This window comes from Streptomyces sp. NPDC030840 (assembly GCF_055572015.1).
The window spans coordinates 366,187-388,549 of record NZ_JBVIEE010000007.1; the positions used below are offsets into that span (position 1 = coordinate 366,187).

17 protein-coding genes and 3 pseudogenes are annotated in these 22,363 nt (G+C 70.4%); 4 read left to right on the top strand and 16 right to left on the bottom strand.

The features are described 5' to 3' along the window. Positions 1 to 88: 88 nt before the first annotated feature. The 8 genes from ACZ49J_RS18725 to ACZ49J_RS18760 all read right to left on the bottom strand — a co-directional run bounded on the left by ACZ49J_RS18725 (position 89) and on the right by ACZ49J_RS18760 (position 10,987). Complete coding sequence (locus ACZ49J_RS18725; protein WP_467449278.1) at positions 89 to 1,255, bottom strand: glycosyltransferase family 4 protein; 1,167 nt, start codon at positions 1,253 to 1,255, stop codon at positions 89 to 91. Next, the gene (locus tag ACZ49J_RS18730) at positions 1,252 to 2,706 is read right to left on the bottom strand and encodes a lipopolysaccharide biosynthesis protein (protein ID WP_467449280.1); all 1,455 of its coding nucleotides are present in this window, start codon (positions 2,704 to 2,706) and stop codon (positions 1,252 to 1,254) included. Before ACZ49J_RS18730 ends, ACZ49J_RS18725 begins: the two co-directional genes overlap by 4 nt. Then, entirely contained in the window at positions 2,699 to 3,820 is a 1,122-nt protein-coding gene (locus tag ACZ49J_RS18735) for a glycosyltransferase family 4 protein (protein ID WP_467449283.1), read from the bottom strand. Before ACZ49J_RS18735 ends, ACZ49J_RS18730 begins: the two co-directional genes overlap by 8 nt. Then, entirely contained in the window at positions 3,817 to 6,690 is a 2,874-nt protein-coding gene (locus ACZ49J_RS18740; protein ID WP_467449284.1) for a hypothetical protein, read from the bottom strand. Before ACZ49J_RS18740 ends, ACZ49J_RS18735 begins: the two co-directional genes overlap by 4 nt. Further along, complete coding sequence (locus ACZ49J_RS18745) at positions 6,687 to 7,793, bottom strand: glycosyltransferase family 4 protein (RefSeq protein ID WP_467449285.1); 1,107 nt, start codon at positions 7,791 to 7,793, stop codon at positions 6,687 to 6,689. The genes ACZ49J_RS18740 and ACZ49J_RS18745 overlap by 4 nt, the downstream gene beginning before the upstream one ends. 19 nt (positions 7,794 to 7,812) lie before the next feature. Further along, on the bottom strand, positions 7,813 to 8,616 hold the full coding sequence (locus ACZ49J_RS18750; RefSeq protein WP_467449287.1) for a hypothetical protein: 804 nt from the start codon (positions 8,614 to 8,616) through the stop codon (positions 7,813 to 7,815). A 95-nt stretch (positions 8,617 to 8,711) separates the two neighbouring features. Then, positions 8,712 to 9,659, bottom strand: coding sequence for a glycosyltransferase family 2 protein (locus ACZ49J_RS18755; RefSeq protein ID WP_467449288.1), 948 nt, complete (start codon positions 9,657 to 9,659; stop codon positions 8,712 to 8,714). 230 nt (positions 9,660 to 9,889) lie between these two features. Beyond that, positions 9,890 to 10,987, bottom strand: coding sequence for a LamG domain-containing protein (locus tag ACZ49J_RS18760; protein ID WP_467449289.1), 1,098 nt, complete (start codon positions 10,985 to 10,987; stop codon positions 9,890 to 9,892). Between the two features lie 335 nt (positions 10,988 to 11,322). Here ACZ49J_RS18760 and ACZ49J_RS18765 point away from each other — a divergent pair, with 335 nt between their 5' ends. Continuing rightward, complete coding sequence (locus ACZ49J_RS18765; RefSeq protein ID WP_467449291.1) at positions 11,323 to 11,880, top strand: glycoside hydrolase family 25 protein; 558 nt, start codon at positions 11,323 to 11,325, stop codon at positions 11,878 to 11,880. 499 nt (positions 11,881 to 12,379) lie between these two features. After that, positions 12,380 to 12,562 (top strand): annotated as a pseudogene (locus ACZ49J_RS18770) (VOC family protein); the annotation flags it as partial. Positions 12,563 to 12,653: 91 nt separating this feature from the next. Here the strand turns inward: ACZ49J_RS18770 and ACZ49J_RS18775 are convergent. After that, positions 12,654 to 12,775: pseudogene (locus tag ACZ49J_RS18775) on the bottom strand (VOC family protein); the annotation flags it as partial. A 284-nt stretch (positions 12,776 to 13,059) separates the two neighbouring features. Then, positions 13,060 to 13,617, bottom strand: a complete 558-nt coding sequence (locus tag ACZ49J_RS18780) for a TetR/AcrR family transcriptional regulator (protein ID WP_467449293.1) — start codon at positions 13,615 to 13,617, stop codon at positions 13,060 to 13,062. Positions 13,618 to 13,690: 73 nt separating this feature from the next. On the opposite strand from ACZ49J_RS18780, the gene ACZ49J_RS18785 reads away from it, so the two are divergent. Then, entirely contained in the window at positions 13,691 to 14,848 is a 1,158-nt protein-coding gene (locus tag ACZ49J_RS18785; protein ID WP_467449294.1) for an FAD-dependent monooxygenase, read from the top strand. 697 nt (positions 14,849 to 15,545) lie between these two features. On the opposite strand, the gene ACZ49J_RS18790 is transcribed toward ACZ49J_RS18785, so the two are convergent. Together ACZ49J_RS18790 and ACZ49J_RS18795 are read right to left on the bottom strand one after the other, a co-directional pair. Beyond that, a complete protein-coding gene (locus ACZ49J_RS18790) occupies positions 15,546 to 15,758 on the bottom strand; it encodes an EF-hand domain-containing protein (RefSeq protein WP_467449295.1) in 213 nt (70 codons plus the stop codon). Between the two features lie 56 nt (positions 15,759 to 15,814). Further along, entirely contained in the window at positions 15,815 to 16,729 is a 915-nt protein-coding gene (locus ACZ49J_RS18795; protein ID WP_467449296.1) for a MerR family transcriptional regulator, read from the bottom strand. A gap of 64 nt (positions 16,730 to 16,793) precedes the next feature. On the opposite strand from ACZ49J_RS18795, the gene ACZ49J_RS18800 reads away from it, so the two are divergent. Continuing rightward, positions 16,794 to 17,432 carry a GNAT family protein gene (locus ACZ49J_RS18800; protein WP_467449298.1) on the top strand — a complete coding sequence of 213 codons (639 nt, stop codon included), beginning with the start codon at positions 16,794 to 16,796 and terminating at the stop codon, positions 17,430 to 17,432. A 197-nt stretch (positions 17,433 to 17,629) separates the two neighbouring features. On the opposite strand, the pseudogene ACZ49J_RS18805 reads toward ACZ49J_RS18800, so the two are convergent. The 4 genes and pseudogenes from ACZ49J_RS18805 to ACZ49J_RS18820 all read right to left on the bottom strand — a co-directional run bounded on the left by ACZ49J_RS18805 (position 17,630) and on the right by ACZ49J_RS18820 (position 22,252). Next, positions 17,630 to 18,844, bottom strand: a pseudogene (locus ACZ49J_RS18805) (YncE family protein). Positions 18,845 to 19,089: 245 nt separating this feature from the next. After that, positions 19,090 to 19,593 carry an ATP-binding protein gene (locus ACZ49J_RS18810; RefSeq protein WP_467449299.1) on the bottom strand — a complete coding sequence of 168 codons (504 nt, stop codon included), beginning with the start codon at positions 19,591 to 19,593 and terminating at the stop codon, positions 19,090 to 19,092. Between the two features lie 309 nt (positions 19,594 to 19,902). Then, a complete protein-coding gene (locus ACZ49J_RS18815; RefSeq protein WP_467449300.1) occupies positions 19,903 to 20,670 on the bottom strand; it encodes an enoyl-CoA hydratase/isomerase family protein in 768 nt (255 codons plus the stop codon). A 325-nt stretch (positions 20,671 to 20,995) separates the two neighbouring features. Continuing rightward, complete coding sequence (locus ACZ49J_RS18820) at positions 20,996 to 22,252, bottom strand: L,D-transpeptidase (RefSeq protein WP_467449301.1); 1,257 nt, start codon at positions 22,250 to 22,252, stop codon at positions 20,996 to 20,998. Between the last annotated feature and the right edge of the window lie 111 nt (positions 22,253 to 22,363).

Consider the following 22,363-nt stretch of genomic DNA (forward strand, 5'->3'; position numbering starts at 1 on the left):
TCCGATGTGGCTGGTCGCGCAGTTCCCCGCGCCCCCTTCGGGGGCGCGGCACCCACCGGATCCACGTACGGCGCCGGTTCCGCGGGCTTCATCGGCGGCCCTGCAAAACCGCCCTGTAGTGCTCCTCGTGCGCGTCGATGATCGCGTCGAGGCGGTAGCGCTCGGCGCACTGGGCGGCGCCCTTGCCGAGTCGTTCCAGCGTGGCGCGGTCGCCGAGCAGGGAGGACAGCGCGTCGGCCAGCCCTCGTACGTCTCCCGGGTCCACCAGCAGGCCGTTGTCGTCGGAGATCAGCTCCGGCAGGCCGCCGCAGCGGGACGCCACCACGGGACGGCCGGTCTGGAACGCCTCCAGGACCACCCGCCCGAAGACCTCCGGCCACTGCGAGGGCACGGCGACGACCGAGGCGGCCTTGAGGCATTCGGCGACCTCCGCCTTGCCGAGCCAGCCCCGGAAGACCACCCGGCCCTGGGCTGTCAGGTCGGCCGCCAGCGACTCCAGCCGCGCGCGGTCCGCACCGTCGCCGATGATGACCAGCCTGGCTCCAGGGTGCCGCTCGGTCACCTGCCGGAAGGCCGCTATCAGGACGTCGACGCCCTTGACGCGTTCCAGGCGGCCGGTGAAGAGCACGCTCCCGGTGTCGACGATCGGCTCGTAACCGAAGCCGCTCTCGGTGCCGTTGGGCACGACGAACAGCGGGACCCGGCCCACGTCCCCGCGCACGGTGTCGGCCATGTAACGGCTCAGCGCGAGCACCCGGTCCAGGCCCCGCAGCCACACCAGGTAGGCGGGCCGTTGCAGGAACCGCAGATAGAGATAGCGCGCGGTGTCGGTCGCGCTGAGCCGGCCGCCGCCCACGGCGGTGCCGAGGTTCCAGCGCAGCAGCTTCAGCGTCCAGTCCTCGGGGCCCCGCGCGGTCAGCAGCCGGGGGTAACGCCGGGTGGCGGCCAGCACCGAGGGGCTGAACTCGCCGATGGTGTGCAGATGGACGACGTCCGGCTGGAACTCGGCCAGGATCCGCCCCAGCCGCCGGTAGGCCGTGTGGTGCCAGAAGTAGCCGAGCAGCCGCCTGGCCGGGCCGCCGCTCACCGCGGGCACGATGTGGTCGGCGAACAGCTCGTGCCCGGCCGCCATGCGGTCGGTCGCGACCACGCTCACGGTGTGGCCCCGGGCCCGCAGTCCTTCCGTGATCAGCCGGACGCTCTTCTCCGCCCCGCCGGCCTCGAAGCCGATGTTGACGATCTGCAGGATCCTCATGCTTGTGCCTCCGCGGTTCGGACATGATCCGGGTCCGGTTCCGGGTCGGAATCCCGCTCCGGGTCGGAATCCGCATCGGAATCCGGCTCGGGATCCGGCTCCGGTTTCCGCTCCGGTTTCGACTCCGGTTTCGACTCCGGTTTCGACTCCGGTTTCGGCTCCGGTTCCGGCTCCGGTTTCGGCTCGGACCGCCGTACGGCCGCGAGACTGCGGCGCCGGTGGCCGAGCAGCGCCGCCAGGGCCACCAGACCGGACGCGAGGTTGCCGGCGGCCCAGGCCCAGCCCACCCAGACCAGGCCCCGCGGAGCCCAGAGGAAGGCGAGCGTGATGGAGACGGTCGCGAAAACCAGGTTGTTGACGACCAGTTGCCGCATCTGCCGGGTCAGCTTCAGCGCGAAGTTCGACCAGCTGGACAGGGCGACGGCCAGCGCACCGAGAGCGAACACCATGAGCAGCGGCCCGGCCTCGGTGGCGTAGGAGCCGCCGAACAGCTTCAGGATCAGTCCGCTGCCCAGCGCCACCACGGCGGCTGCCGGGACCATCAGGGCCGCGATGACGGCGGCGGTCCTGCGAAGCAGTACGCCGATCCGGGAGGGGTCGTGCGAGCCCTCCGCGAAGAGGGCCTCGCCGACGGAGAAGGACACGGCGTTGAGCAGGCTGGCGATCTGGAAGGCGACGTAGTAGTAGCCGGCCGCCGCCGCTCCGAGTTCGTGCAGCACGATCAGCGGGACGACCAGCTGGGGAATCAGGTTGAGCAGGCTGGTGACATAGCTGGCGACGGAGAAACGCAGCTGTTCCCGGAGTCTGGTGCCGCGGGTACGGAAGTCGAAGCGGAAGCCGAGCCGGCGGTGCATCAGGAACAGCGAGGCGAGCACCGCCACCGCGGAGCCGCCGCCGGCCGAGCCGACGATGCCCACCCAGCCGAGGCCGACCAGGGCGACCGGCAGGGCGAGCTTGGTCAGCCCCTGGAGGACTCCGTCGACGAGCGCGTTGTACTGCGGGATGCGGGCGCCGATGAAGACGGAGTCGGTGAGCTGGTTCACCGCGGCACAGGCGCAGATGGCGACGAAGGCCGCCGCCAGCGGCAGCCGGTCCCGTACGAAGGCCAGCTTCTCCCCGTACAGCGGCAGGCCGGCCAGGTAGACCGTGCCGACCAGGCACGACGCCGTGGTCACCAGGGCGATCGACTGGGTGAGCTGGCCGTTGCGGGCCTCGGCCGCCGCCGGGAAGCGGATCAGCGTGCTGTTGAGACCGAACAGGCTCAGATACGAGATCAGCGAGATCGCCGAGATCAGCGAGGTCGCCAGGCCCACCTGTCCGGGGCTGTAGAAACGGGCGACCACGATCCAGAAGACGAAGCCCAGTCCGGCGGTGGTCGCGGTGGACGCCATCAGGAAGAAGGAGCTGCGGTACACCTGATCGGCGGGCCGGGCGTGCCTGCCCCTAGCCATCGGTGACGTCCCGGTAGCACTGGACCAGCGCGCTCACATGCTCCTCCCAGGCGAAGGCCTTCGTCGCGTACTCACGGGAGTAGCGGCCCATGCGTGCTCGCTTCGGGCCGTCCCCGGCGAGGGCGGACAGCGCGGAGCGCAGCGCGTCCGCGTCCCGGGGCAGCAGTGTGACCCAGGTGGGGTCGAGGCGGTAGGGAGCGTAACCCGGGTCGTCCGTGGTGACGACGGGCAGGCCGCTCGCCATGGCCTCCTGGACGGTGAGCGGGAAGCCCTCGGCGGTGGACGGCAGCGCGAAGACGTCGCAGGCCCGGTACGCCTCGGCCAGTTCCCGGGGCGGCAGCACGCCGAGGTGGTGGACGCCGGGCCTGTCGGCCAGGGCGCCCGTGTCCCCGCCTCCGGCGAACACCAGGTCGAAGGAGTCGTCCTGGGCGGCCAGCAGCAGGTCGTACCCCTTCTTCGGCACCAGCCGGCCGGCGAACAGCACCAGGGGGCGGTCTCCCGGCAGGCCGAAGCGCTTACGGGCGAGCGCTCTCTCCTCGTCCGAGGCGGCGGGACGGAACAGCTCGGTGTCCACGCCGTTCGCGAGATGGCGGACCCGCTCGGGTCGGGCTCCGTGGCGCCGTACGAAGTCCGCGACGGTGGCGTTGAGGGTGAACACGGTGCGGGCCCGGCGCAGCAGGCCGCGGCCCGCGACCGCGTACACCGCTCGCTGCACGCCTCGTACGACGGCGGAGGGGTGCCGCACCAGGGCGACGTGCTGGGTGACGACGTGCGGGGTGCGGGTGAGCACGGCGGCGAGCCCGGCGGCCCACGAGGTCAGGTACAGGCAGTCGTGCACATGGATGACGTCGGCCCGGCGGGCCAGGCGCGCCGCGGCCGCCGGCAGCCGCGGCGACAGCAGGGGGAAGGGGACACCGGCCCGCTCGGCGCCGTTCCAGGCCGCGACGCGCACCACCCGTACGCCCTCCTCCTCGCGGACCGAGGAGCGCTCGCCGCTGGTGAGCACGGTGACGTCGGCGCCGCGGGCGGCGAGCCGGACCGCCTCCTGACGGACGACGTACTCGATGCCCCCGACGTGCGGCGGGTAGTAGTGGCTGACGAGGAGCACTCTCATCGGTAGATCCTCGCCCCCTCACTGCTGTAGATCACGTTCTTGGTCGCGTCCAGGAGACCGAGGGGATAGCGGTAGGTGACCAGGTCGCCCTCGTAGGAGAAGGTCACCCTGCCGGTGCGCACGGTGGTGCTCCCCACCAGGATGTAGGCGTCCGTGCGCAGCGCGGTCGGGAAGAGGTCGCCCACGGCCGGGCCGGTGATGGTGGTCTGCTGCCGGTTGAAGGTGAAGCGGTCGGTCTGCACCAGCGACTGCTTGCCCGCTGCGTCGAAGCCGCGCACCAGCCAGTAGGCGGCGCTCCGCTCCTCGGCGGTCGGGTAGTAGATGTCGTAGTACTGGCCGGAGTTGCTGAGCTGCAGCTGCGCCGGGTAGCCGCCCAGCAGCTTGGGCACCACGCCGGTGAGGTCCAGGAAGAGCGCCGTGACCAGGGCGTAGACCATCGCCATGCGCCGCCGCCCGGCCCAGCGCAGGGCGGCCAGCAGGCCGGCGGCGATGAAGGGCGCGAAGAAGAACAGCCCCTGCTGGAAGGCGCGGAGCACTCCGTAGTCGGCCGACAGGGAGGGGATCACCGTGAGCATCCCGAGCAGGACCACGGCCCCGACGGTCAGCGTGGTCTGGTCGCGCACGGGCCGGAAGGCCCCTCGCCGCCCGAGGACGATCACCAGCAGGCCGACGCCCAGCAGCAGTTGGAGCAGGGCCGCCGCGGACCGGCGGAGCAGGGAGTTGACGGTGCTGACGTCCACGCCGATCCCGTCGAGGGCCCTCCCGGCGGCGGTGAGCGGCATGTCCTGCTGTTTCACCACCGGGGTCCGGTAGGCGTCGACTGTCTCCAGGGGCAGATATCTGCCCTCGGCGCGCCCTTTCGCGGTCTGCTTCAGGTTCTCGGCGCGGTAGGCGTCCAGCCGCTGCTGCGCGGTCATGCCGGTCCCGCCGAACAGGCTGTAGGAGACGTCGGAGGAGCCGCCCTCGCTCTTGCCGTGCAGCGCGGTCTGTACGACATCGCTCAGTGTCGTCCGCAGCTGCCCGCTGGTGTGGGTGACCGGGCCGGCCCACACCAGCGCCATGGCCGCCGCCCCCGCCACGATCCACCAGGTCACGAAGGAGCCCGCCTTGACCGGACGGTGCTTGCCCTGGTGCCCGCGGGCCGCCCGGAAGCGCTCGGCCAGGCGCCACGCCAGGTCGGTGACCAGGGCGACGCCGAGGATCACCACGATGACGTAGATCGTCGAGTAGTGCGACAGCGTGATGCCGGCCAGCAGCGCGACGAAGGCGATCCGCCGGACGCGGACCGGCCGGCCGGCGTCGGTGAGCACCACCATCGCGCAGCCGAGCAGCACGAAGGCGACTTCCTGACGGCCCAGGAAGGTCATGTCGGACAGGAAGGTGGGGAAGACCATGAAGAGCACGGCCGACAGCAGCGACACCAGGTGCGGCGCGACGTTGCGCACCGCGCGGTGGATCAGCACCGGGGTGAGCGCGAACAGCACCGGCAGCACGATCTTGAAGATGTAGGTGTCGGGGATCGCGGTGAGCCGGAACACGCTGACCGGCAGCAGGGTGATGCTCAGACAGGCGTTGTACGCGTCCGGGTACGTCGAGATGTCCCAGAGCGAGCCGCCCAGGGTGAGCCGGAAGTACTCGTACTCGCGCTGCACGTCGTGGCCGGTGATGGACCAGCCGCGCAGCGAGTTCAGCAGCAGCAGGGCGGTCGCGGCGAGGAACAGCCCGGTTTCCAGCACCGCCACCGGGTAGCGCCAGCGGCGGATCATCAACAGCACCAGCAGCGCGGCGACGGCGATGAGGGCGGCCATGCTGACGGAGCCGCCGAGGCCGTTGTTCAGCCGGATCGGTCCGGCGACCGACAGCAGGAGGGCCACTGCGGCGAATCCGGCCACGGGGAGCGCCCCCGGCGGCAGGCCGCCGCGCCGCCAGAACGCCCGGGGTTCCCGCTCCGCACGCTCCTCCTCCGGCGCGAAGGCCCCGATCACGATCAGCGTCAGCGCCGTGGCCCCGGCCAGCGACACCTGGGTCAGCGGACGGTCGACGCCGAAGAGCGGCAGCACGGTGTTCACGGCGAGGGCGACCACGATGTCCGTGATGACCGCCATGCCGACGGCGAGCAGCAGGCTGCCGTCCCTGGTGGACACCACACGCGAGGCCACGCCCCGCCACAGCGCGACGGGCGCCCCGAACAGCAGCCACAGACCGGCCACCGTCAGCACCGCCCCGGGCACCCCGGGCAGCATCTCCAGGACGCAGGCCACGGCGACGCTGACCAGCACCCCGAGCCGGCCCCGCACGAGGTCGGCGGCCCGCAGCCCGCCGGCCCGCCCGGCACCGGAGGTGGACGCGGAGCCGGAAGGGGCGGCATGCCGGGCGGCCCGGCGACCCTTGGCCGCGGCGTCGTCGGCCGAGCGCTTGCCGGGGGCGTCCGAGTGCTTGGCCGGGGCGTTTGAATGCTTGGCCGGGGCGTTTGAGCGCTTGCCTGGGGCGTCCGTGCCCTTGCCTTTGCCGTCCGCGCCCTTGGCCCCGCCGTCCAAGCCCTTGCCTCTGCCGTCCGGCCCCTTGGCCTTGCCGTCCGCGCCCTTGGCCTTGCCGTCCGCGCCCTTGGCCTTGCCGTCCGCGCCCTTGGCCCCGCCATCCGAGCCCTTGGCCTTGCCGCCCCCGGCCTTACCCTTGCCGTCCGCGCCCTTGGCCCCGCCATCCGAGCCCTTGGCCGGGGCGTCGTGCCCGGGCAGGGGCTCGCTGCCGGACGCGTCCTCCGCGTCCGGATCGACCGCCCAGGACGGGCGCCGGTCGGCGCGCCGCCCGCCGGTACCGGAACCGTGCCTGGTCTCGGCGGCTCCCTTGGCCGCCGCGTCGCGCGCCGTCACCCGCCGACCTCCGCGTAGACATCGTCGTAGACCCGCTCGACCCGGGCCGCCACGGCTTCCCAGGAGTAGCGGGGTGCCGCCGCCTCGCTGCGCCGGGCGAGCCGCAGGCGCAGGCCCGGATCGGCGGCGACGGAGTCGATGGCGGCGGCCAGCGCCGCCGGGTCGGGGGCGGCCAGCAGGCCGACCCCGTCGAGCAGTTCGGCGGTGCCGGGCACGTCGGTCGCGATCACCGGCAGGGCGGCGGCCATCGCTTCCAGGACGACCAGCGGCATGCCCTCCTTCTCCGAGGGCAGCACGAAGGCATCGGCGTCCCGGTAGGCACCCACCAGGTCCGCGCCGAGCAACCCGCCGGAGAACTCGACGTCCTTCAGCCCCAACTCGGCGGCCCGGACCTCGAGTTCCTGCCGCAGTTCGCCGTCACCGACGATCCGCAGCCGCACCGGCTCCCGTACCAGGGCCATCGCTTCCAGGAGCCGGGCGACGTTCTTCTGGGCGCTCAGCCGGCCGACGTACAGCAGCCGCAGCGGTCGCTCCGCCGCCTCACGCACCGGCATGAAGTAGTCGGGACCGACACCGTTGGGCACCACGAACACCCGCTCGGCCCCGACCCCGTACGTCCGCGCCACGAACGCGCGCTGGGCCTCGGTCAGCACGATCACCCCGGCGGCGGCGCGCAGCGCCCGGCCGAAGACATGTTTCTTGTACGCGGGCAGCAGCCGCCCGAATCGGCCCGAGGCATCCACGTCGAGGTGGAAGTGGAAGAGGAAGCGCTGCCCGCGGAGCCGGGCGGTGAGGGCGACCAGTTCGGGCATCACGGCGTGCGCGCAGTGCACATGCAGGACGGCGCCGCGCGGAGCACGCCACAGGGAGACGGGGAGCCCCGGCGCGAGCGCGGTGTGCGCGAACTCGACCGCGCGGTGCCGCCGTACGGTCACCCGACCGGCACCGGAGCGGCGCGGCGTACCGTCCGCGCCGAGCGCGGTCGTGACGACCCGGACGTCGTGACGCTGCCCGAGCTGCTCGGCGAGGTGCTCCACAACGCGTTCGAGCCCGCCCAAGTGGGGCGGGTAGTAGGGGGTGATCTGCAGAACGGTGCGTCGCATCAGGCTCAAGTCTCGTACGTCAGGGGGTGCGCGTGGTACTGGGGGAAGCGGTCGCCGTTGCCGAGGGCGACGGCGTCACGAAGGAGTAGTGCAGCGACTGGGGATGGCCGACGAGGGCGACCCGCACCACGGCCACCTCCGCCGTCTTCCTGCTGACGCGCGCCACGACCGGCACCGCCTTGCCGTCGCGCGGCTCGAACTTCACCGTCGCCGTGCCCACCGGCTTTCCCTGGTCCGATTCCACGGTCACCTTCAGCCGGTAGGAGGTGACGCCCGTCCCGTGGGCGTTCACCGCGACGGGGACGACCACCTTGCCCCCGTCGAAGCTGGGCGTGGCGGTGAAGTACAGCTCGGTGTACGGGGTCTGCTGCCGGGTGAAGGACTGGAGCAGCACCGTACGGACCGACGGCACCGACCACAGTCCCCCGGCCAGCACGGCGACGACCGCCAGGGCCGCCACCAGGGCAGCTGCCCGCCGGGCCGGTGAGTCGAGGGCCGCGAGGACACGGCGCTGCCCGCGCCCGCCCTCGGCACGTGGCCTGCGGGCCCACGACGGCCCGGGTGCCGGACCGGCGGCGGCTTCCGGATCGGCTTCGGGTTGCGGATCGGCGTCGGACGCGGGACCGGCGCCCGGCTCCCGATCGGCGCCCGGCTCCGGATCGGCCTCGGACGCGGGACCGGCGCCCGGCTCCGGATCGGCCTCGGACGCGGGACCGGCGCCAGGCTCCCGATCGGCCTCGGGCGCGGGACCGGCGCCAGGCAACGGATCGGCGTCGGGTTCGAGGGCGTCGGCCTGGCCGGGTACGCCGGAATCACCGGACACGTCAGGTGCGCCGGATACGTCAGGCTTCCCGGGCTTCCCGGGCTCGCCGGGTTCGCCGGATCCTTTGGGTTCGTCGGGTCCGTCGGGCAAAGAACTCATACCGTTTCGTACTGGCCTGTCCGCCTGTTGGGCTGCCCGGGCCGAGCGGGTCGGCCGGACTGGTCGGGTTGGCCCGGCCGGCCGGGCACGCCGGCCTCCGCCGCCTCGGCCGGCCGCTGCTCGCACCGGGGCCCGGGCACCAGGTGGTTCGCCGCGGGGGCCTCCTCCACCAGGCCCGTCCGAGCCCCGCTGTCCGTCCGAGCCGCGCTGTCCGTCCGAGCCCCGCTGTCCGTCCGAGCCCGCTCCGCGGCCGGCGCGGCGGAGCGACGGAAGCGGTGCGTGAAGAGCTGCCGGAGATTGGCGGCACCGTCGGGCAGCGCGTTGAGCTTCACCTCGCCCTGGCGCGGGCGGTACTCGATGGGCACTTCGGTGTAGCGGTATCCCGCCAGGGTCGCCGCGTTCTTGATCTCCTGGGAGAAGGCCATACCACCGGAACGGACGTCCAGGCCCTCCCATACATGGCGCCGGAAGACCCACATCCCCGACTGCGAGTCACGGAGACCGTTGCGGAAGAGCCGTCGGCTCAGGGCGCTGAGCGCGTGGTTGGCCGCGGTGTGCGAGGGCTTCATGGCATGGCGGTTCTCGCGCCGCAGCCGGTCGGTCGTCATGAACTCGACGTCCTCCTCGACCAGCGTGCGCAGCAGCCGCGGAAGCGCGTCGAAGGGGTACGTGCAGTCCGCGTCCCCAGTGGCTATGACCTCGCCGGAGGCGGCCCCGAAGCCCGCCATGTAAGCGTTGCCGTAACCCTTCTCCGGCTGGTGCACCACGCGCGCCCCGAGTGAACGCGCCACATCGGCGGTGCCGTCGGTCGAGGCGTTGTCGACCACGATGACCTCGGTCTCCCAGCCCTCCGCGGCCAACTCGGCCAGCGGCACGGAGGCGATGACGTCAGGGATGTTGGATGCCTCGTTGTAGGCAGGAATGACCACTGACAGGGTTCTCACGCGTTGCCCTCCCCCAGGGCTGCCCGGACGGATACCGAGCCCCACGCCTCTCCTGGACACTTCATCGCAGAAGGAGAAGGCCACAGCTTGCACTGTGGCCAGGAACGCGGACCTCGGCGAACACGGAGAACGGTTCGTCCGTCAGATCATAAGTGTTGAAGCAGTTGAGACCCTATTTCACCCTGGTTGAAGTTGTTAAGGATGTGACCGAGTTGTGACAGTAATCGACGTCACATCAGCCAGGAAGCGACAGGTTTCGCATCCCCACCCGATCCGCCCTTTTCGACGTCCTTCACCTGATTCGGCGTCAACGCCGTCTCCCAGACCTGAATGTGGCCCACGACGCCCGCCCAGTAGTTCCCCCACACGCCGTGCGTACGCGCCCGGCCCAGCTGCAACGGGCCCTTGCCGGCCCAGATGCCGGGCACCTTGGCCGAGGCGGCCTTCTTGTCGTTCACGTACAGCGTGATCGTCTTGGCCTTCGCGTCGTACGTACCGGTGAGCAGCACCCACTCGCCGACCGTGCCGATGTTCTTCGCCGCCTTGGCCTCGTAGGTCGTGCTGTCCGCGCCGCCCGCGGCGGTCTGCACCTCGAACACCCAGTTCCGGTCGTCGCCCGACGCGTCGCGGCCCAGGCTGAAGGAGGACGAGTCACCGTCTCCCTGACTGATCGCGGAACGGGGGCTGTTCCGGGCCTCGTTGTAGACCCAGGCCGAGACGCTGAAGCTCTTGGAGACGTCGATCAGCTGCGCGGAGGACTGGGCGTAGGAGTTGACGTTGCTCCGGAATCGGGCCGCGTAGCCGTTCCCCACGTCGTCCACGGCGGCGTCGGGCCCGAGAGCGAGATTGTTCTCCCCGGATTTGTCGTCGAGAACGTTGTCCTGGCCCGGAACGGTGGGCGACTTCTTGTCGGACGAGGACGAAGGCGAGGGTGAACGGCTGCTGGAAGGAGAGGTGGTCGTGTTTGATTTGCCGTTCTCATGCCGGACGACCAGGAATCCGGCCCCGACCCCGAGCAGGCATGCCACCAAGGCGATTCCGGCCGTCCAGAGTCTCTTCCTCCGGCGCCGCTGCGCCTCGTTGCGCTCGGCCATGGCCTCCCAGTCCATGCCGCCCGAGAAGGAGGGCTGCTGATAGGCAGGCGGCAGTTCCTGGCCGGCTTGCTGATATTCGGGCTGCTGGTATCCGGGCTGCTGCCCGTACGGTATTTCCTGCTGCGGATACCCATAACCGCCCGGCGCAGCGGACGGCTGCGGAGCAGACGAAGGGTTCCAGGGGCCCTGCCCGGGGGCAGCTGCCCCCTCCGGGTGTTCCGTGCCGTCAGTCATAAGCACGGATGCTAAAGCAGCGCCGCACCCGGCACGACTCCCTGCCTCCTCTTGGCCGTCGGCCCGCGCCACGGTCAACTCCGCGGTGACGGCACCCCGCTGTCACCTGCGACGGCCTCCTGGCGCGTCCCGCCCGCGCGACGTGCCCCGTTCGGCCCGCGCGACGTACCCCGTCCGTCCCGCAAAAGCCGCTGCCGGGACGAAAACAGGGTGTTGGGGCGTGAAAAGGGTGAGATGGCCCGAGCGAGGGAAAAGCCACAGTAAGCCGCTGTAGGTTGGCTTCCCCCCAACGAGCACCCCCCAGTGCCCCGTCCCCCCACGCCCGGAGGCGCCTCATGCTGCGAGGCATCGACGTCAGTTCGTACCAGTCGTCCTCGTACAACACCGACGGCCTCTCCTTCGTCTTCATCAAGGCGACGGAAGGCCGGACGTACACGAATCCCAAACTGACCGCGCAGACGAAGACCGCCAGAGACGCGGGCCTCGTCGTCGGTTTCTACCACTTCCTCTGGCCCGGCAACCTGACCGCCCAGGCCGAGTACTTCGTGAGCAAGGCCCCCGAAAAGGCGGGGGACATCCTCGCTGTCGACTGGGAGACGACCAGCGACGGCACCCACGCGAGCAACGCCGAGAAGGACCGGTTCATACGCAAGGTGAAGGCACTCCGGCCGAACCACAGGGTCGTTCTCTATTGCAACCGCCACTACTGGCTGAATATCGATGACACCTCGTACGCTGGCGACGCCCTGTGGATCGCCGACTACGTGACCGCCGGGAAACCGCGAATCCAGGCCAAGTGGCGCTTCCACCAGTACACGGACAACCCCCTCGACAAGAACGTCGCCGACTTCGAAACGAGGGCCGCGCTCCGCACGTGGGCAACGAGCGCCTGACCACTCCCCTCCCCCTCAACTGATCGTTTCAGAACGAGTTGAGTCGCAGATCTTGCACTCGGTGATCTTGCTCGCCAGGGCATCCGAGTGCGTGTTGATCTTGTTCCGGACGACCTGCGGGAGCGTGTGGCTCCTCTGCTGCCATCCGTTCCTGCACGCCGCCACCGCCGGCTCGGCCGGCTGCGCGTTCCCGACCGGGCGGTCCTCGCCGGCGTTATGTACGTGCTGCGGACCGGCGCGACGTCCCGGCTGAGACCGTGGGCTGCTCCGGTGTGACGGCCTGGCGCCGCCTCCGGGAGTGGCCCGAGGCCGGCATCCAGTCCCGCCGGCACGCCGCTCATCGCATACGGCCACTGAAACATCGGGCTCGGCCAGTGGGGCGACCTGACCTCGCGGCGCTGGACGGCCGCAGTGCCGCCGAGATCGTCGAGGAGGTCGGCGAGGAGGGTGCGGGCGGCGTTCGGTGTACCGAGTCTGAATGATCGATGCCAAGGGTTGCGAGATCGACTCCTGGGGGCCGACCGTCGAGGAGGACCGGGCCCGCCAGATGCCGCCCACCCTGGTCTTTATCCGGGTGCCCGAGGGCAAGACCGTAAAGAACCGGCTCCACCTGGACGTCAGCCCGATCGACGGCAGTACCGACGACGAGGTGGCCAGGCTGCTTGGCCTCGCATCCTCACGCTGACCACCGCCATCTGGCACAACGACCAGAGCGGACAGCTCGTCCTGCGCTCACTGACCGTCGATGACCGCTAACCCTCGGATGTGATCATCTAGTTGGACGGTGCCAGGGTGCGCAGGACGTCGAACTCGTGCCCTCGGGGTCGGCCATGACCACCCAGCTCCGGCCAGGGCCCTGGCCCAGGTCCACCTTGGCGGCGCCAAGGCTGCTCAGGGCGGTGTCGGGCGGCAGGGTCATCGTCGCCGCCAAGGTCTCAGGTGCGGTTCTTCCATCCGGGCAATTCCCGGGGTCCGGGGGCGAGACGCCCTCTTCCAACTGCCCCAGGCCCCCCGCGAGAACAGGGCACTGACGACCAGGCCGCGGATGATGCTTGGCGCGTCGTTTCCATTGACGGCGCTGAGCAAGCCACCGATGGCACAGACGATGAGGAACAGGGCAAGGAAGGACCAGATCGCAATCTTCATGTCGGGGAACGGTATCCGGTGGGCGGCTGGGGTCTAACGCAGGGCGGCGGCGACAATGCCTTCGAGAGGCTCGCGTGGCACTTCGCCGCCGCACACCAGCCGGTCGAAGACCAGCCCGTCGATGCAGGTCAGCAGGGTGTGCGTGCGGTTCTCCACATCCGTCACGCCCTGATCGGCGAGGAACAGTCGGACGGCCTCGCGGCCGGCGTTCTCGCGGGGGACAAGAATCTCGCGCAGTTCGGGGTCCCGCACGCTCTCGACGGCACAGGCGTAACGGGCGAGCGAGCGGCGGCGGCCCTCGCCGGTGAGTCGCTGTCGGGTAAGCAACACCATGCCGTCCACCAGTTCCTCGGCCGTGCGGATGGGCGGGAGATGCTCGGCCATCGTTTGCAGCTCCTCCTGATCGAGCTGGACCAGGCGTGTGACGAGTCCGGTGAGCAGCGCGGCCCGGGTGCGGAAGTACGCCGACGTGGTGCCGGGCGGCATGGCCGCTTTACGGTCGACTGCCCGGTGCGTCAGGCCGCGGACCCCTTCGTCGGCGAGTACGTCGAGAGCCGCGTCCGCGAGGAGGGTGCGCCGATCCGAAGCCATGGCTCCTTTCTACACCTGTAGAGCCTCAGATAGGGTGATCCTTCTACAGATGTAGAAGCGCTGGGGGTTCGGCATGGGCGACACGGCAGTGGTGGTCGGAGGGGGCATCGGTGGGCTGGCCGCCGCGATCGGCCTGCGCCGCATCGGATGGGAAGTGACGCTCGTCGAGCGCGCGTCCATGCTTGAGGACGCGGGGGCGGGCATATCACTGGCCGCCAACGGAGTGCGGGCGCTGGACGAACTCGGCGTCGGCGAGGCGGTACGGGATGCCTCGCGCGGCCAGTACAGAGGCGGCACCCGCACGCCAGAGGGCGGTTGGCTGGCCCGGATGGACGGCGCGGTGCTGGAGAAGGCGGTGGGCACGCCGATCATGGGCATCCCTCGCTCCACCTTGCACCGGCTGCTTCGCGAGGCCCTGCCCACCGAGGCACTGCTGATCGGCTCCGAGGCCGGCTCGGTCCGGCAGACCGGCCCCGGGACGGTTCGAGTCGGCTGCGGCGACACGGTCCTTGACGCCGATCTGGTGGTGGCGGCCGACGGCATCGGCAGCAAGGTGCGCGGTCTTCTCTTCCCAACCCACCCCGGCCCGGTCTACAGCGGCTCGACAGTGCTGCGCGCCATCACCGAGCAAGCGGTCCAACTTCGCACCGACTTCGAGCTGACCTGGGGGCAGGGGGCCGAGTTCGGCCACATTGCCTTTCTTGACGGGCGGGCCGAGTGGCACGCCGTCCTCAACATGCCCGCCGGGACGCGGTTCGCCGACCCGCTGGCCGAACTGCGCCGACGGTTCCACAACTGGCACGACCCGATCCCCGCGCTGTTCGACGCGACCCGACCCGCCGCCGTGCTGCACCACGACGTCAACGAAATCCGCACGCCGCTCCCCTCGTACACGGTCGGCCGGATCGCGCTGCTCGGTGACGCGGCACACGCGATGACCCCCCACCTCGGACAGGGCGCCTGCCAGGCGCTGGAGGACGCGGTCACCTTGGCCGCCGCGCTCGCCACCGAGCCCACCGTCGAAGCCGCGCTCGCCCGCTACGACGCCGAGCGTCGGCCGCGCAGCCAGGCCGTCGCGCGCGCAGCCCGACAGGCCGGACGGATGGGCCACCAGCTCTCCCACCCACTGGCCGTCACCCTGCGCAACACGGCGATGCGGCTGACACCCTCCCACCTTGCAACCCGCATGATCCTTCGGCACCACGCCTGGACCCCACCCCAGCTGAACTGATCCGATCCACGCCCCCGTCAACTCGCGTCCCGGCTCCACGCATCGCCTAATCGTCGACCACTGCGGAACCCCGCGGTCACGCTTGCTGAAGGAAACCTCCACGATGTCACCCAGTTCCTCACAAACGACCCGCATCCGCTACGAACCACGCGCCGACATCCACCAGGGGCTGCTCGCACTGGCCTGCAGCCTCACCTGCCTCCGCCGCCTACGAGCCTCATCCTGAAACGATCAGTAAGGCTGCCCAGCCGCGACGCAGTAGACCGACGGCGTCGGCAACGGCCTCATTCGCGGCGACAAGGCCGGCTTCCAGTTGGTGACGTCCTCGGGCGTGCGCCGCAGCGCTACCGGCCGGGCGACATGAACCTCGACTGCGAAACGGACCTCGTAAACGTCCGCGATCGCGGCCCGCGAGGAGCCGGGTGGGCCGGTCCTCGACGGGGTCTGTCGCGGTGACGAAGGCTTTGGCGCCGTGCGGGAGCTTACGAGGCCTCGCGATCGAGGGCGCACAGCGCTTCACGAATCCCGCGGTCGCTCGGCACTCGGGCGGGAAGCAACCCAACCGACACCGACACCGACACCGACACCGACACCGAAGGATGAGCAGCCACCCTCGCCCTTGCTGACGTGCAATTGGACCGCGGGCACGCCAAAGGGGCGCCCGCAGCCGTGACGGGCGGGCGCCCCATGCCGTGGGTCACTTGTTCAGGTGGGCCCAGAACTCGTCGAACGAGAGCAGCTTGTCGCTGTTGAGGTCCCGGCTGGCGATGATGGCCTCGGCCACCGACTCGGTGACGTTCCAGTCGCCTCCCTGGGCCAGGGCGGTCTTGAACTCGGCGGCGCTGATGAACCCGTCACCGTCCGTGTCGATCCGCTGGAACTGCTTGCGTGCTTCCTCGATGTCCGCCACCGATCCGCCCCTTCATCGTGCATTCGTGCGATTCAGCCTTTACTGGCGGGCTCAGATTAACCGGCGAGCCGGGCCCGCAGCGCGGCGACCGCCCAGGCGAACTCCTCGGCGTGCGCGGGCAGCGGTTCGGTGCCCCGCACCAGCGCGGTGAGCTCACGGAAACGGGCGAGTTCGGTGTGCGTGACGGACTCCATCCGTTCGAGTACGTCGGCCCGGTCGGCGTTGCCCAGCAGCCTGTCCAGCACCTCGTCGGCGCGGGGCGAGCGGGGGTCGATGCCCTGTTCCCGCGCCTCGGCCGCCAGTTGCACCAGGCGGCTCATGAACCACAGGGACGTGCCGGGCGGCACCTCCGGGCCCCGGTCGGCCGCGTTGAACTCGATCGTCCCGCGCATGCGCGCGCGGAACCCGGGGTCCTGCAACAGCTCCGCGAGCTCGACCCACGCGTCCACCTGCTCGGGCGTCGGGTCGTCGGGCAGGTCGGTGATGGCGAACCGCATCCGGGTGCGGATGTCGGGGTCCGCGGTGTCGAGTCCCCCGAAGGTCTCCTCCATGAAGTCGTCGATGATGCGTTTGCGTTCGGCGGCCGACAGCCGCGCCAGCTTGTTCATCAGTGTCGTCTCCTCGGCGGTCGAGCCGCGTCGTACCACGGTCGACAGCACCGCCCGGGTCACCTTGAGAGCGCGGATATGCGCGTCCAGGGCCGCCACGTGCGCGGCCGCGACCTCCGCGACCGTCGTCTCGCCCGCCACCACGCGCCGTACGTCGTCCAGGCCGAGGCCCAGTTCCCGTAGCGTGCGGATGAGTTCCAGGCGAGCCACCGACTCCGCGTCGTACAGCCGGTAGCCGCCCTCGCTGCGGGCCACCGGCTCCAGAACGCCCGCGTCGGACCAGTAGCGGATCGTGCGCACGGTGAGGCCCGTCGCCCGGGCCAGCCGGCCGATGGTGAGAAATCCGGTGCCGTCGTCGATCATGTCTGGGAGTCTGGGCCTTCCAGTGGGTGGAGACTCAAGAGGGTTCGAGCGAGGGGGCGGCGTCGTGGCCGGCAGTCTGCGGGACGTTCTGGACGCGGCCGCTCTAGGGAGCTTCCCTCCCGCCGACGGGGGGACGACCGTCGTCCGTCAGCACGCCCACCGCGACGCCGGGGTCCTCGCCTTCACCGCGCACTCGGTCGTCTTCACGGACGAGGACCCGGAGTGGGTGTACGAGACGCTGGGTGCCCTGGAGTGCGACGCGCTGGCCGCGACCATGAACCCGCGGTTCCTGGCGGCGTTCATGGCGCGTACGGGACGGTCGACGGACACCATCGACGTGATGAACGTCGGCACCCGGCTGACCGGTGAGCCGCCGGTGGCGTTGAAGGAGGTCGCCGATCCGGATCACCCGCGGGTCGTGAGCGCCCGGAAGCGACGGGACGACGTGCGGGTGTGGGCCGCCGACGGCGGCGTCCTCGTCCTGGGGCGCGGGATCGGGGGGCGCTGGGAGACGGCGATCGAGGTGGACGAGGGGGTACGGCACCGGGGGCTCGGCCGGTCGCTGGCGACGGCGGCCCGGCACCTGGTGCCGGACGGGCACGTGTGGGCGCAGGTGGCCGCGGGGAACGCCCGCAGCGCGCGGGCGTTCCAGGCGGCCGGGTACCGACCCGTGGGCGCGGAGGCGCTGCTCATCGCCGGTTGAGACCGGGAAGGGCCGTGGCTCAGGGCCAGGGTTCGTAGAGCAGGTTGCTGCGGCAGCCGCTCATCATCTCGGTCCGCAGACGAGTGATGATCATGAGGAGCGCGATCGCTCTCGCGCGACGGCGGGCCGTGGACCATCACCCGCACGGCGGTGTGTCCGGGCATGTGCTTGTCACACGCGCTTGTCACACGCGTTCGTCAGCGGAAGACGCCCGTGTGTCCGAGGGAGTAGCGGCCGGGCTGTGGGTACACCGCGAGACCGTGCGGGCCGCTGCCGACGGGGATGCGGGCGAGCTGGGTGCCGGTGCGGGTGTCGATGGCGTACACCTCGGCGTCGTAGCGGCCGGAGAGCCACAGGACCTTGCCATCGGACGAGACGCCGCCCATGTCGGGGCTGCCGCCGTCGGGGAGGTGCCACTTCCTGGTCAGCTTGTTCCGGGTGAAGTCGAAGACGGAGATGGTGCCCTCACCCCGGTTGGACACGTACATCTCGCGGGAGTCGCGGCTGACGTACAGGCCGTGGCAGCCCTTTCCGGTGGGGAGGAGTTCGGGGGTGGTGAACTTCTCGCCGTCGAGCACCCACATGCCGTGGGCCATCATGTCGGCGATGTAGAAGTGCTTGCCGTCCGGGGAGAGCTTGACGTCCTGCGGCATGGCGCCTTCGAAGGGGAGCTTCTGCTGTCCGACGACCTTCATCCTCTCGGTGTCCACCTTCAGCAGTTCGCCGCTGAACTCGCAGGACACGATGAAGTACCGGCCGTCGAGGGAGAAGTCGGCGTGGTTGACGCCGTAGCAGCTGACCGGCTCGGTCCTGATCCGCTTCATGGTGTGCGGGTCGCGGAAGACCAGCTCGCGGTCGAGGGAGGCCATGACGACGGCGTACTTGCCGTTCGGGGTGAAGTAGAGGTTGTACGGGTCGTGGACGGCGACCGGCTTGCCCGCCTTGCCCGTCCTTGGATCGATGGGGGTGAGGGTGTGGCCTCGGTTGTTGTTGACCCAGAGGGTCTTCAGGTCCCAGGAGGGGACGACGTGCTGCGGTTACCGGCCGACCGGGATCGTCTCGGTGATCTTGTAGGTCTTCGGGTCGATGACGGTGACGGTGTCGGACTCGGTGTTCGGGACGTAGACGCGGGACGGGAAGTCCCTGACGACCGGGGAGAGCTTTCCCGGGCGGTTGGCGGCGTAGGCGTCCTTGGGGTCGAGCACAGGGGGCATGCCGCGCAAGCCCTGGATTCCGCGCTGCTTCGGCGGGGCGGACTCGACGGTCGAGTGGTGGGTGGTGGTTGCGGCGGTGGGGGTGCGGTTCGGGGTGTCCGTGCCGGTGGCGCAGGCGGTAAGGGCGGTGAGGGTGGCGGCTGCGATCAGGGTGCGGGCGCGGGTGCGGGTGCGGGTGGTGGGGGGCACGCGCACCATTTAAGGGTGGGCGGTGGGGAATTCCGGTGATTCACCCGGTTGACGGCTCGTACGGGTTTCGGTGGCCCGGCGGAGCCTGGTCGCGGGGGCGTGACCGGTTTTCGTCGCCCCCTCCGCCCCTACCCGTCCCATCCCCGGGGCTCCGCCCCGCGACGCCGGGAAGGGCTCGGGTGGGCGGGTTTGGCTGTCGGGTCGCGTGTGGCTGGTCGCGCAGTTCCCCGCACCCCTCACGGCACGGGAGGCGGTCAGCGGTCGGAGACCCGCATTTCGAACCACGTCGTCTTGCCGCGGGGCAACAGGTCGACGCCCCAGCGGTCGGAGAGTTTGTCGACGAGGAAGAGGCCGCGTCCGCTGATGTCCAGGTCCTGGACGGGCATGAGACAGGGAAGCCCCCGCGAGGGGTCGCGGACCTCGACCCTGATCCACCCCCGCTGGCGGCGCAGACGCAGTCCGAAGACACGGGCTCCGGTGTGCCGCACGGCGTTGCCGACCAGCTCCGAGACGAGCAGGACCGCGTCCTCGGTCATCTTCGGCGAGTGCCCCCAGTGGCGGAGCACGACGACCTGGGTCAGCCGTCGCGCGGTGGCCGCGGACTCGGGCCGGGACGGCAGTGGCACCTCGGCCTCGGCGGGGTTGCCGAACAACTCCAGCGCTTTCAGCGCCCGTTCGTCCTCGACCGCAGGCGACCAGCGCGCCGCGGTCGCACTCCCGTGCCGCCGCGGCTGTTCGACACCCTCCAGCCCCGCCATGCCCCCATCATGGCCGCCCAGTGCTTCGCCCGGGGCCGTTCCTCAGGAATACGCCCCCCGAGGCCTTCCATTCCCGGGGGGCCAATAGGCATATGCCAAAGGCATGAAGGTAGGTGTCATCCACCGTCTGAGCTGCTGCGATTCGCGCGATATCGGCAATCGTCCGCCGGTCTCACACGGTCCGGTTAAGACTGCCTTAAGGTTTCCACAAGTCCGCCCCTTTGAGGGACACGGGCAGGACACCGCGTCAACTGCAAGCCGATCAACGGAACTTGAGTGCCATGTGTCGCCGCGCACGACCGCGAGGTGTCACACGAACTTGGCCTTCCCCGGCCCCTCCTCCACGAAGCTCCGCATCCCGCGCTCCCGGTCCTCCGTGGCGAACAGACCCGCGAACCAGTTGCGCTCCACCGCGAGCCCTGTCTCGATGTCCGTCTCAAGGCCCGTGTCGATCGCCTCCTTGGCGGCGCGGAGCGCGATCGCCGGGCCCTGGGCGAGCTTCGCGGCCCACTCGTGCGCCCGCGTGTAGACGTCGTCGGCCGGTACGACCTGGTCCACGAGGCCCAGTCGCAGCGCCTCGTCGGCCTTCACCATGCGGCCGGTGAAGATCAGGTCCTTGGCCTTGGACGGGCCGATCAGCCGGGCCAGGCGCTGGGTGCCGCCCGCGCCGGGGATCACGCCCAGCAGGATCTCCGGCTGCCCGAGCTTGGCGTTCTCCGCCGCGATGCGGTAGTCGGCGCAGAGCGCGAGTTCACAGCCACCCCCCAGCGCGTAACCGGTGACGGCGGCCACGACCGGCTTGGGGATGCGGGCCACGGCGGTGAAGGAGTCCTGCAGGGCCCGGGAGCGCGCGACCATCGCCGCGTGGTCCATGGCCTGCATCTCCTTGATGTCCGCGCCGGCCGCGAACACCTTCTCCCCGCCGTACAGGACCACCGCGCGCACGTCCGCGCGGTTCGCGGCCTCCTCGGCGAGTTCCCTGAGGCGGTCCTGGGTGGCGATGTCCAGCGCGTTCATGGGCGGGCGGTCCAGGCGGATGGTGCCGACGCCCTCGGCGACTTCCAGATGCACAGTCATGCAGGCAGGTTAACGGGCACTAACGGGAGTGGTCCTGGTGCGCTCGATCACACTCCGGCCGGGGGTCTGGGGGTCGCCCCCAGGCAGACACCGCACGGGCACTAACGGCAGTGGTCCTGGTGCGCTCGATCACACCCCGGCCGGGGGTCTGGGGGTCGCCCCCAGGCAGACACCGCACGGGCACTAACGGCAGTGGTCCTGGTGCGCTCGATCACACCCCGGCCGGAGGTCTGGGGGGCGCCCCAGGCAGACACCGCACGGGCGGCCACACGTGCGGGCGGCCCCGGTGCCGTACCTCGCACCGGGGCCGCCCGTCATCGAAGGCTCACGCCTTCCACTTCTCCCACGACATGTTCCAGCCGTTGAGCCCGTTGTCCGGGTCGACGGTCCGGTCGTTGGAGTTCTTCACGATCACCACGTCGCCGATCATCGAGCGGTTGAAGAACCAGGCCGCCGAGACGTTCTTGTCCCAGCCGCCCTTCACGTCGCGCAGGCCGATGCAGCCGTGGCTGGCGTTGTAGTTGCCGAAGGCGCCACCGCCCCAGTAGTTGCCGTGGATGAAGGTGCCGGAGGTGGTCAGGCGCATGGCGTGCGGGACGTCCTTGATGTCGTACTCGCCGCCGTAGCCGACCGTGTCGCCGTTCATGCGGGTCACGGCCAGGCGTTCGGTGATGACCATCTGGCCGTTCCACGTGTCGTAGCCGGGCTTGCCGGTGGTGACGGGGATGGTCTTGATGACCTTGCCGTCGCGTTCGACGGTCATCTTCTTGGTCTTGACGTCGACGGTGGAGACCTGGCTGCGGCCGATGGTGAAGGAGACCCTCTTCTTCTGCTCGCCGTAGACGCCGGGACGGCCCTCGACGCCGTGGAGGTTGAGGTCGACCGTCACCTTCGTGCCGGGCTTCCAGTACTTCTCGGGACGGAAGTCGAGGCGGTCGTTGCCGAACCAGTGGCCCTCGACGTCGACGGCCGGCTCGGTCTTGATGGTGATGGACTTCTCGACGTCCTCGGGCGCGGTGATGCCGCGGGTGAAGCGGAGCGAGAACGACATTCCGACGCCGACCGTGGAGCCGTCCTCGGGGGTGAAGACACCCGTGAAGGTGTTCTTCGGGGTCAGCGTGGTGAACGAGGACTCCTCGGTGACCTCACGGCCTTCCTTGTCCTCGGCCACGGCGTGGACCGTGTACTTCGTGTCGGAGGCGAGGTGGGTCGACGGCTCCCAGCCGGCGCCGTTCCCCGTGATCTTCCCCTCGATCTCCTCGCCCTTGGGGTTCTTGACCGTGACCTCGGTCAACTTGCCCTTCGTGGCGGTGACCTTGAGGGCGCCGCTGGTCTTCACGTCGTCGGCGCCGCTCTTCGGGGCTATGGTCACGACGGCCTCGGAGGCCTTGCTGCCCGCCGCACCCGAAGAGCCCTTGCCGTCCTTCGCCTTCTCCGAGCCGGAGCCGGATTCCCCGCCTCCGCCGCACGCGGTCACCGTGAGGAGCAGCGCCCCCAGCAGCAGAGCCGGTATCCCCTGGCTCCGCCGGCTCCTCCGCGTCCGCGCACCAAGCGACGCCCCCGATATCGGTCGCGCGTTCAAGTTCGTGTCTCCCCTCGCACGGCCTGTTCAAGGCCCGCACCCCCAACGCGTCCCCCGCGTTTGTGCGTACATTAACCGCAAGATCGGGATGGAATGGGCCTCGCCATTGTC

What these genes read in the sequence shown, in the direction of transcription:
- ACZ49J_RS18725 (WP_467449278.1), bottom strand. Translation starts at nt 1,255, where the DNA reads ATGAGGATCCTGCAGATCGTCAACATCGGCTTCGAGGCCGGCGGGGCG.
- ACZ49J_RS18730 (WP_467449280.1), bottom strand. Translation starts at nt 2,706, where the DNA reads ATGGCTAGGGGCAGGCACGCCCGGCCCGCCGATCAGGTGTACCGCAGC.
- ACZ49J_RS18735 (WP_467449283.1), bottom strand. Translation starts at nt 3,820, where the DNA reads ATGAGAGTGCTCCTCGTCAGCCACTACTACCCGCCGCACGTCGGGGGC.
- ACZ49J_RS18745 (WP_467449285.1), bottom strand. Translation starts at nt 7,793, where the DNA reads ATGCGACGCACCGTTCTGCAGATCACCCCCTACTACCCGCCCCACTTG.
- ACZ49J_RS18760 (WP_467449289.1), bottom strand. Translation starts at nt 10,987, where the DNA reads ATGACTGACGGCACGGAACACCCGGAGGGGGCAGCTGCCCCCGGGCAG.
- ACZ49J_RS18765 (WP_467449291.1), top strand. Translation starts at nt 11,323, where the DNA reads ATGCTGCGAGGCATCGACGTCAGTTCGTACCAGTCGTCCTCGTACAAC.
- ACZ49J_RS18780 (WP_467449293.1), bottom strand. Translation starts at nt 13,617, where the DNA reads ATGGCTTCGGATCGGCGCACCCTCCTCGCGGACGCGGCTCTCGACGTA.
- ACZ49J_RS18785 (WP_467449294.1), top strand. Translation starts at nt 13,691, where the DNA reads ATGGGCGACACGGCAGTGGTGGTCGGAGGGGGCATCGGTGGGCTGGCC.
- ACZ49J_RS18795 (WP_467449296.1), bottom strand. Translation starts at nt 16,729, where the DNA reads ATGATCGACGACGGCACCGGATTTCTCACCATCGGCCGGCTGGCCCGG.
- ACZ49J_RS18810 (WP_467449299.1), bottom strand. Translation starts at nt 19,593, where the DNA reads ATGGCGGGGCTGGAGGGTGTCGAACAGCCGCGGCGGCACGGGAGTGCG.
- ACZ49J_RS18815 (WP_467449300.1), bottom strand. Translation starts at nt 20,670, where the DNA reads ATGACTGTGCATCTGGAAGTCGCCGAGGGCGTCGGCACCATCCGCCTG.